This window comes from Kitasatospora sp. NPDC058190 (assembly GCF_042883685.1).
Taxonomy (GTDB): Bacteria; Actinomycetota; Actinomycetes; order Streptomycetales; family Streptomycetaceae; genus Kitasatospora.
The window spans coordinates 1-7,836 of sequence record NZ_JBHVVI010000217.1 but is presented as its reverse complement, the minus strand read 5'-3'; the positions used below and the strand labels follow the sequence as shown (position 1 = coordinate 7,836).

General features: G+C 70.5%; 10 protein-coding genes. 9 read left to right on the top strand and 1 reads right to left on the bottom strand.

The features are described 5' to 3' along the window. Window positions 1-354 precede the first annotated feature (354 nt). The 6 genes from ACFVWU_RS43535 (at window position 355) to ACFVWU_RS43510 (ending at window position 5,283) form a co-directional block, all read left to right on the top strand. Window positions 355-1,104: a LuxR C-terminal-related transcriptional regulator gene (locus ACFVWU_RS43535; protein WP_387631980.1), complete on the top strand. Its 750-nt coding sequence runs from the start codon at window positions 355-357 to the stop codon at window positions 1,102-1,104. A gap of 157 nt (window positions 1,105-1,261) precedes the next feature. Continuing rightward, window positions 1,262-2,353: a hypothetical protein gene (locus ACFVWU_RS43530; protein ID WP_387631977.1), complete on the top strand. Its 1,092-nt coding sequence runs from the start codon at window positions 1,262-1,264 to the stop codon at window positions 2,351-2,353. 98 nt (window positions 2,354-2,451) lie between these two features. After that, window positions 2,452-2,796, top strand: coding sequence for a type VII secretion target (locus ACFVWU_RS43525; RefSeq protein ID WP_387631975.1), 345 nt, complete (start codon window positions 2,452-2,454; stop codon window positions 2,794-2,796). Beyond that, window positions 2,793-4,388, top strand: a complete 1,596-nt coding sequence (locus ACFVWU_RS43520) for a hypothetical protein (protein ID WP_387631973.1) — start codon at window positions 2,793-2,795, stop codon at window positions 4,386-4,388. Before ACFVWU_RS43525 ends, ACFVWU_RS43520 begins: the two co-directional genes overlap by 4 nt. Beyond that, window positions 4,385-4,774 (top strand): hypothetical protein, encoded by a 390-nt coding sequence (locus ACFVWU_RS43515; protein ID WP_387631971.1) that lies wholly within the window; start codon window positions 4,385-4,387, stop codon window positions 4,772-4,774. Before ACFVWU_RS43520 ends, ACFVWU_RS43515 begins: the two co-directional genes overlap by 4 nt. Further along, the gene (locus ACFVWU_RS43510) at window positions 4,774-5,283 is read left to right on the top strand and encodes a hypothetical protein (protein ID WP_387631970.1); all 510 of its coding nucleotides are present in this window, start codon (window positions 4,774-4,776) and stop codon (window positions 5,281-5,283) included. The genes ACFVWU_RS43515 and ACFVWU_RS43510 overlap by 1 nt, the downstream gene beginning before the upstream one ends. Here ACFVWU_RS43510 and ACFVWU_RS43505 read toward each other — a convergent pair. Next, a complete protein-coding gene (locus tag ACFVWU_RS43505; protein ID WP_387631967.1) occupies window positions 5,270-6,145 on the bottom strand; it encodes a hypothetical protein in 876 nt (291 codons plus the stop codon). The genes ACFVWU_RS43510 and ACFVWU_RS43505 overlap by 14 nt on opposite strands. A gap of 270 nt (window positions 6,146-6,415) precedes the next feature. Between ACFVWU_RS43505 and ACFVWU_RS43500 the strand changes: the two genes are divergently transcribed. The 3 genes from ACFVWU_RS43500 (at window position 6,416) to ACFVWU_RS43490 (ending at window position 7,804) form a co-directional block, all read left to right on the top strand. Beyond that, window positions 6,416-6,571, top strand: a complete 156-nt coding sequence (locus ACFVWU_RS43500; RefSeq protein ID WP_387631965.1) for a hypothetical protein — start codon at window positions 6,416-6,418, stop codon at window positions 6,569-6,571. A gap of 175 nt (window positions 6,572-6,746) precedes the next feature. Then, the gene (locus ACFVWU_RS43495; protein WP_387631983.1) at window positions 6,747-7,574 is read left to right on the top strand and encodes a hypothetical protein; all 828 of its coding nucleotides are present in this window, start codon (window positions 6,747-6,749) and stop codon (window positions 7,572-7,574) included. Next, on the top strand, window positions 7,502-7,804 hold the full coding sequence (locus ACFVWU_RS43490; RefSeq protein WP_387631963.1) for a DUF6087 family protein: 303 nt from the start codon (window positions 7,502-7,504) through the stop codon (window positions 7,802-7,804). The genes ACFVWU_RS43495 and ACFVWU_RS43490 overlap by 73 nt, the downstream gene beginning before the upstream one ends. Window positions 7,805-7,836: the final 32 nt, after the last annotated feature.

Below are 7,836 nucleotides of genomic sequence, written 5' to 3'. Positions count from 1 at the left end.
CCCCGAGCACCCGCTGGAGGGCGTTGGGCAGACAGCTCATCAGCCCGACCACCGCGAGCCCGGTGAACAGCGCCCCGCCGGTGGCGGCGACGAAGCCGGGGTCGCGGAACAGCCGCAGGTCCAGCATCGGGTGGTCGCTGCGGGCCTCGACCAGGGCGAAGGCGGCGAGCAGCAGCACGCCCGGGGGGCGGGGGCGGGGCGGGGGGGGGGGGGGGGCGCGGCCCCCCGCTCGGCCTGATCACCGGCACCGACACCGGCACAGGCACAGGCACCGGGCCGCGGGCCGAGACGCACACCACCGCGGTCGCCCCCGAGGTCGCCCTGCTGCGCATCCTCGCCCGTGAGACCCAGGAGGTGCGCGAGCGCCAGGAGCGCACCGCACTCACCTTCGCCGCCGTCGAGGAGCTCACCAGACGCTACCTGCGCGGCGGCGGCGCCGTGCCCTCCGAGGTCGAGGTCGAGGTGCTGACCGGCCGCAGCCGCATCCAGCAGACCCTGGAGGGCATCTCCGACACGGTCCACACCGAGATCGCCTCGATGCACCCCGGCGCCCTGCCCACCGGCGACTTCCTCGCCGCCGGCCTCGACCGCGACCGCCGGCTGATCGAGGGCGGCGCCCGGGTCCGCGCCATCTACCAGCAGCGCTTCCTCTCCGTCCCGGCACTCGCCGAGTACTTCCACCGGCAGATCGAACTCGGCGTGGAGGTACGGCTAGCGGCGGTCGTCCCGCTCAACATGATCCTCAGCGACCGCCGCCTCGCCCTGCTGCCGATCGACCCGGAGGACGTCGACGCCGGCGCCATCCTCGCCCGCGGCTCCGCGCTGGTCCGCTCGTACACCGCGCTCTACGACTACTGCTGGCACACCTCCGCCGTCCTCGGCCGCACCGAGGACTACCAGCACGGCGCCGACCGGCTCACCGACCAGCAGCAGGCGGCGATCCGGATGCTCGCCGCGGGCATGAAGGACGAGAAGATCGCCCGCTCCCTCGGCATCTCCCTGCGCACCCTCAGCCGCCTGCTCTCCGAGGTCATGCAGGAACTCGGTGCCTCCAGCCGATTCGAGGCGGGGGTGCGGGCGGCGAAGCTCGGCTGGCTGGACTGACGTCCGTGACGGATGGCAACCGCTCCTCGTGACGGGCTGTGACCGGTCTGCGGGCCCCCGACCGGCGTCCTAACCTGAAGAGGGACACAGGCCACGGCCACGCGCCCTCCGAGGCGTTGACTCCCAACCCCTTCCAGCCGAAAAGGGGGCCTTTGTCATGACTACTCAAGCCACCCAGTTCACCTTAGAGACCGTCGACGGCTCCGGCATCGTCCTCGGACAGTCCTTCCTCACCCTGGACGGCAACGGAGATCCCGCCATCGCCTACCTCTCCGGCCCCGCGACCGAGGCCTCCGTGATCGTGGCGCGCCGACAGAACGGCCAATGGACACTCGACAACACCGGCGGCCGCGGCACCCCCGACAACACCCGGGTCAGCCTGGGGTTCGACTCCGGCAACGTTCCGCACATCGCCTACCGGGACGGCAGCACCGACAACGGGATCTTCGGCACCAAGACCAACGGCGAGTGGTCGTTCGAGGAGATCCCCACCCAGGGCGGGCTGCTCGCGCGCGGCGTGGCCGACGTCTCCATGCAGATCGAACCGAACCTGCACGACCCCCCGTTCGCCGACACACCCACCGTCGGTTACCGCGACGCCTTCCAGGGCGACTCCGTGGCCGTCGCGCGGAAGGTCGGCACATCGTGGCAGATCAGCGGCGTCGACGGATCGAGCGCGACCAGGAACGGCCTCTCCCTGGCCTTCGACAGCAGCGCCGGGCTCGCCCTCGCCTACTTCCAGGGAATCGACAACGGCGCGCCCGCCATTCCGCAACCGCTGAAGCTGGCACGGGAAGTACCCAGCGATGTGACGGACACCAGCCCTCCGACCTTCGCCACCCAGGCGATCGACCCGAACTTCACCTCCGCCGGGGGCGTGTCCAAGGCCCGGGGGCTGTTCGCCAGAGAGCTCGTCGCGTACGCCGACGTCCGGCCCGGCACCGTCCACGCCTGGGTCAACGAGGGCACGGGCGAGCCTCCGACCCTTGAGGTGGTCGCCCAGGGCAACGGCGCAGCCGGCCCCCGGCGCCCCTCGGCGGCGGGCAGCCCGCGCCAGATCCTGTTCGTCGCCTACCTCGACGGCGGTCAGGTCATGCTCGCCAGGCGCGCGGACAACGGAACCTGGACCAGTCAACCGGTCGCCGCCGGCGGCGGCTGGCCTTCCCTGGCCTTCGGCAAGGACGGTACGGCGCACCTGACTTACGGCACCGGCAACTTGATGTACGCGCGAGCCGCCATCGCCCCCTGACCGGTAGCACCGAGCCCACCCCGGCCGGAACCTCGCAACCGTCTCCCCCATGACGGCGTCTATGCTCGTCGACCGTGCTCGTATGATCACGACGAGCAATGAGCCTCATGGGGGAGGACCAACAGGTGGGCGACAAGCCGGTCGGGTACACCGTCCAGCCGGACGTGTTGGACGGAGTCGCGGGGGCCCTCGGACAGGTCGCGACCGACCTCGCGTCGGCCAACCAGTCCTACACCGCACAGAAGCCCTACGTCTCGACGGACTTCGGGGAGTTCGGGATGGACCAGGCGTGGTCCGGGTTCGACAGCAACTGGTCGCAGGAACTGCACGTCACCCAGCGGGCCGTGGAAGAGCTGGTACAGAAGGTGTCGGCCACCACCGCCAACTACCGTGCCGTCGAGGCCAAGCTCAGCAAGTCGATGACTCCTGGCGGGGACCGATGAGCAAGGTCTCGGATCTCCAGAAGGCTCAGCAGGCCATCACTCAGCCCGGCTCCAGCTTCTACGTCGGCGCCGAACTCATCGGCGCCATCGACAAGGCCCTGGCCGTAGCCGGACCGGCCGGCAACCCGGGCACGATACGTGAGCGGGCCAAGGCGTACACGGAGACCGCCAAGGCCTATGGCAAGGCGGTCACCGATCTCGGAACGGTCGCCACCGACAAGCTTCCGAGCGCCTGGACCGGCTCGGTTGCCGAGAACGCCACTCAGGCCGTCAAGGCGCTGGCGAATGAGCTGGCCGTCTCCCAGAAGAGCCTGGAGCAAGCCGCCAGCGCACTGAACACCTGGGCGGACAACCTGGAAGGGGCCCAGAGCACCGACGCGCAGGGCATCATCGCGCTGCAGAACGTCCAGAAGTCACTCGCCCACGACCTCTTCGACACCGGCAAGGCCATCGCCGCCCTCGAGCCCGCCAACACCGCCGTGGGGACACGGATCTCGGCCGCCCAGCGGGCGGAGAGCAGCGGCACCCACGCCGCGAGCGTGATCAACCAGCTCGCCTCCAAGGCCCGCACCGAGCGCGCCGGACAGGGCCCGATCGATCCGCTCGCAGCGCTGGTTCTGGCGAACGAGAAGGGCCCCGGCGGCGCCGTCGACGGCGACTACATCCTGACGCCTGGTCAGCTCGACCGCGCCAAGGAGTTCATGTCCGTGATGAACGGCGCCGACCAAGCCGCTTTCCAGAGCCTCCTGTCCGGCGCCAAGTCACCGGAGGAGGCCGCCTACCTCTGGAAGGCACTGGCCGCCGGCCACTCGGTGGCCGACGTCCAGCAGTTCGCGGCGATGATCCACCCGCACGGCGACGACCCGGCCTGGCTGTCCGAGCACCTGGTCCCGGCCCTCACTACGGAGGCCTTGCGGGGGGAATCCACCACCCACCCGTTCCTACTGAGCTACAAGGGCGCCCAGGTCGTCGACGACTACGACGTCTACAGCCAGCGCAACGTCGGTGACTGCGTCGCCGCCTCCACGATGCTCGCGAGTCTCAAGCTCGACCCGGTCACGATGCTTCAGGTCACCACCGGCGGCATGCCCGACGTTCCGGGAGCCGACTCGCCCGAGTACTTCAAGCAGCGGCTCCAGCAGCTCTACATCGGTCAGTACCAGCAGGGCCAGCTGGCCGACGGCGGCCAGAAGATCTACCCGGAGAACGGCGGCGGGATCGGCCCAAAGGGCAACACCTTCCTCGCCGACCAGAACCTCGGGAAGGCCACCGGCTCGACCTACGAGTACGTCAACCTCGACACCGATGACGACCGGCGCGCGGCCGTCACCCGCATCGAGAAGGCCCTGGACGAGGGCAATCCGGTGCCGTTCTGCGCCTTTGACGAGGCCAGCAAGGCTGCCGGCAATGACGGCCACTATCACCAGATGGTGATCGTGGCCCGGGACGGCGACCGGCTTCAGGTCTACAACCCGTGGGGCCAGTCGGTGTGGGTGACGGAGGACCAGTTCATCCACAATCACCTGGACGACGGGGGCCTCACCAAGGACACGAACATCAACCGACCCTACGGCGCGGAGCTGCCGAAATGACCAACGTCCTCCCGGATGCCGAACTGATGACCGGCTACGACGTCGAGGCCGCCATCACCCGCGGCCTGCTGATCGACGGCGTCCCGCGTCGCGTCCTCTTCGGTGACGCCGCGATCGCCGCCTCCTACCAGGCCGAGGCCCTGCACATCGGCCCCCACCCGCTGGGCTTCCTGGCCCAGTACGTCCGCGCCGGCGGCTTCACCGCCGCGCTCGACCTGCCCGAGCCGGTGATCGGCCGGGAGCCGGGGGAGCTGGTCCGCGGCTGGCTGCGCGCGGCCGCGGCCGGCGGGGCGGACCTCCAGCGCGAGGTCCTCTTCGCCCGCTGGCTGGCCGAGGTCGCACTGCTCATCACCATGCGTCGCCGAGTCCGGGAAGAGAGCAACTGATGCGCCGAATCGTCTCCAGCGTGGTGGTACTTCTGGCTGCCGGCGTACTGCTCGCCTCCTACCTCGACGGATGGTGGTCCGACCCGGCCACCACGCCCAGCAGTTCCCCCGCCCCGGCCCGGCCGGAGTCGGAGGTCGTTCTCCCGTCCGGTTCGGAGGCCGGGGACGCCACCTCGCCCTACCCGCCCAGTACGGTGACCCTGGCGGTCGGGCAGAAGCTCGGCGTCAGGACGACCGGGGGCGCGATGCCGAAGTACTGGTACCTCACCTCGGCGGGCGACGGCGTCGTGCTGCGGAATGGTCCGGATGTCGCCATCACCTCCTGCTCGACGAACCCGCCCGTGCCCGGCTGCGCCCCGGAGATCGACAAGACCTTCATCGCCCTGGCGCCCGGAACCACCACGCTGACCTGGGCGTTCGGCAGCAAGCTGGACTGCGCGACCGACGCACCGAACCGTGCGGAATTGAGGTGCGACATCACCAAGAGCATCCAGGTCACCGTCCGCTGACAGCCTCCGCCAGCCCGCGGTTGAGGGCCGCGTGCACCCCCGGTTCCAGGTGGCGGGCCCAGAGCGGGTTGTGCTCGCCGCGTAGGCGGGCGCAGCAGGCGAGGGCGTGGCCGAACTGGTCGGGCGTGAGGTAGCCGAGGTGGTGGATGGTGTCGTCGGCGGCCGCGCCGTTGAGCGTCCTGCTGGTCAGGTCTCCCATCGGCAGGACGGAGAAGCCTCGCCGGGCCGTGGCGTAGCTGTGCGCGGCGTTGGCGGTGAAGACGCCCATGCCGAGGAAGACGGTCACCAGGTCGGTCAGCTTCTCCTCGTCGGCTCTGGGCCACGAGGCTCTGAGGCGTCCTTCGCCGATCAGACGCAGATGGCCGAGTTCGTGGGCGATGAGCGCCGCGAGTGCCGCCGGCCGGTCGGCGTGTCCGACGTCGAGCTCGATGACGTCCCGACCCTCGGTCCGGTGGTAGTGGCCGACCGTGCGGCGCTTGCCGCTCCGCCCTGCGGAGTTCTGATCCTCGGCCTCGAAGAGCTGGACTTCGAGGGCCCCGGTGTCCGCTCCCATCACGGCGCCGACGCGGTCCACGAACTCCCGGATCCGGGCCCGCTGGCCGGGCCCGGTCAGGCCGGTCGGCAGGAAGTCCGCGGTCGGCAGGGCGAATTCGCGCCGCACGGCCTGCTCCCCGAACTCGGCCACGCACCAGCGGAGGACCTTCTCCACCCACGCCCGCCCCTTGGCGCCCTGCGGATCCTCGGCTGACGCCGAGCCGGACACCGAACCGGCCTCCCGCATCCAGGGTTTGACCTCGTCGAGGTCGATCGCGCCCGGAAAGCGTTTCTCCGGCCGCTTTTCGTCTCCGAAGATCCATGACATGCCGGTATCCCCCCGCGCATCACTCGTGCATCCCCTGCGATCCACTGTAGCCACGCGTCCGGCGACCGGCGAGAAGCGGGAGGTGGCGGTTTCTCCGAGGCTGGCGATCAAGGGTGCAAGCTGCGACGGGACCAAATCTTTGGTCGACCACTGGGTGGGCCTGAGGGCGCGCGAGACTCCGGCTGCGGACCGCGAGACCGCCGTTCAGCAGCTGCGGGACGTCCGCCGGGGTTCCTGGCCCAGTACGTCCGCGCCGGCGGCTTCACCGCCGTGCTCGACCTGCCCGAGCCGGCGATCGGCCGGAGGGCCGCCGAGCTGGTTTGCGACTGGCTGCGCGCGGCCGCCGCCACCGGGGCGGACCTCCAACGCGAGGTCCTGTTCGCCCGCTGGCCGGCGGCCGACGGAGAGCACCCGTCCGGGCCGTGACCCACTAGGCCTCAGCTCTCTCATCGGTATGCGATTCGGGGCGCAATTCCACCTGGCTGGACTCATGGCGTCACACCTTTGACATATCCGGAATGACAGCCATAAGGGCTCTCATTACGTTCATCGCAGGTCGGTCGCCTGGCCGGCGTCCGCGAGAGAGACAGAGAGAAGTGACATGCTCACGCGTACATTAACTGTGGCCGCTGCCGGAATAGGCGCGACAGTCCTTGCAGCCACCGGCATCACCTACGCCTCACCCTCCGGATCCACCTCGGTGCTCCCGTCCGTCCAACAACCGACAGCCCAGCCTGGCCAGCCGGCGGCCCCGCCCGCCCAACAAGCCGCCCCGGCCCCTGCCCCGGCCGCGGCCGCCGCTGGCGGCGGCAGTGCAGGCGGAGAGAAGAACGCGGGCGGCGGGCACGACAACGGCGGGCACGACAACGGCGGCGGTGGCGGACGCGACAACGGCGGACGTGACAACGGCGGCGGTGGCGGCGGCGGTCGCGACAACGGCGGCGGTGGCGGCGGCGGTCGCGACAACGGCGGCGGTGGCGGCGGTCGCGACAACGGCGGCGGTGGCGGCGGTCGCGAGGGTGGGGGTCGTGAAGGCGGCGGTCGCGAAGGCGGCGGTCGTGAAGGCGGCGGTCGCGAAGGCGGCGGTCGCGAAGGCGGCGGTCGCGAAGGCGGTGGACGCGGCCACCACAAGGAGGGAAGGATCTTCATCAACGAACGTACGTACTCCGCCGGCACCGAGGGCTGCATCACCGCGGCCAGCGGCCTGGGCGCCAGAAGCTTCAACATTCGCAACGAGAGCTGGAGGACCGTCGAGGTCTTCCGCGGCTTCAACTGCGACAACGGCGGTCCGGTCGCCGTCGTGGGCCCCCACAGCTCCAACAACGGCGTGAGAGCCCGTGGCCTCGACGAGGACGAGTGGGGTGGCGACTGGGATTGCGAGGGCGTCGTGGGCAGCTTCCGGGTGATCGGCCACCACCGCGAGTGGTGACAGCCTGCCGGAAGCGGGCTCTACGCGGCTTCGAGGCCGCCGCCTACTCGCATCAGTGCCTCCCCCGCCTGCTCTCCCGTTGGGACGGCTACCAGTGGGCACCGGAGTCGATCGCGGTCGACTCCGCCGCTGCCCGACGAGTGTCGAACGGGATCGAGGGCGATGGGGTGGTCCACATGTCGGCACCTCAGCCACGCAGGACCCGCGTGGGCAAGCAGCGTACGACCTGATCCACCTGGAAGCACGAGACGCCCCTCTCCGC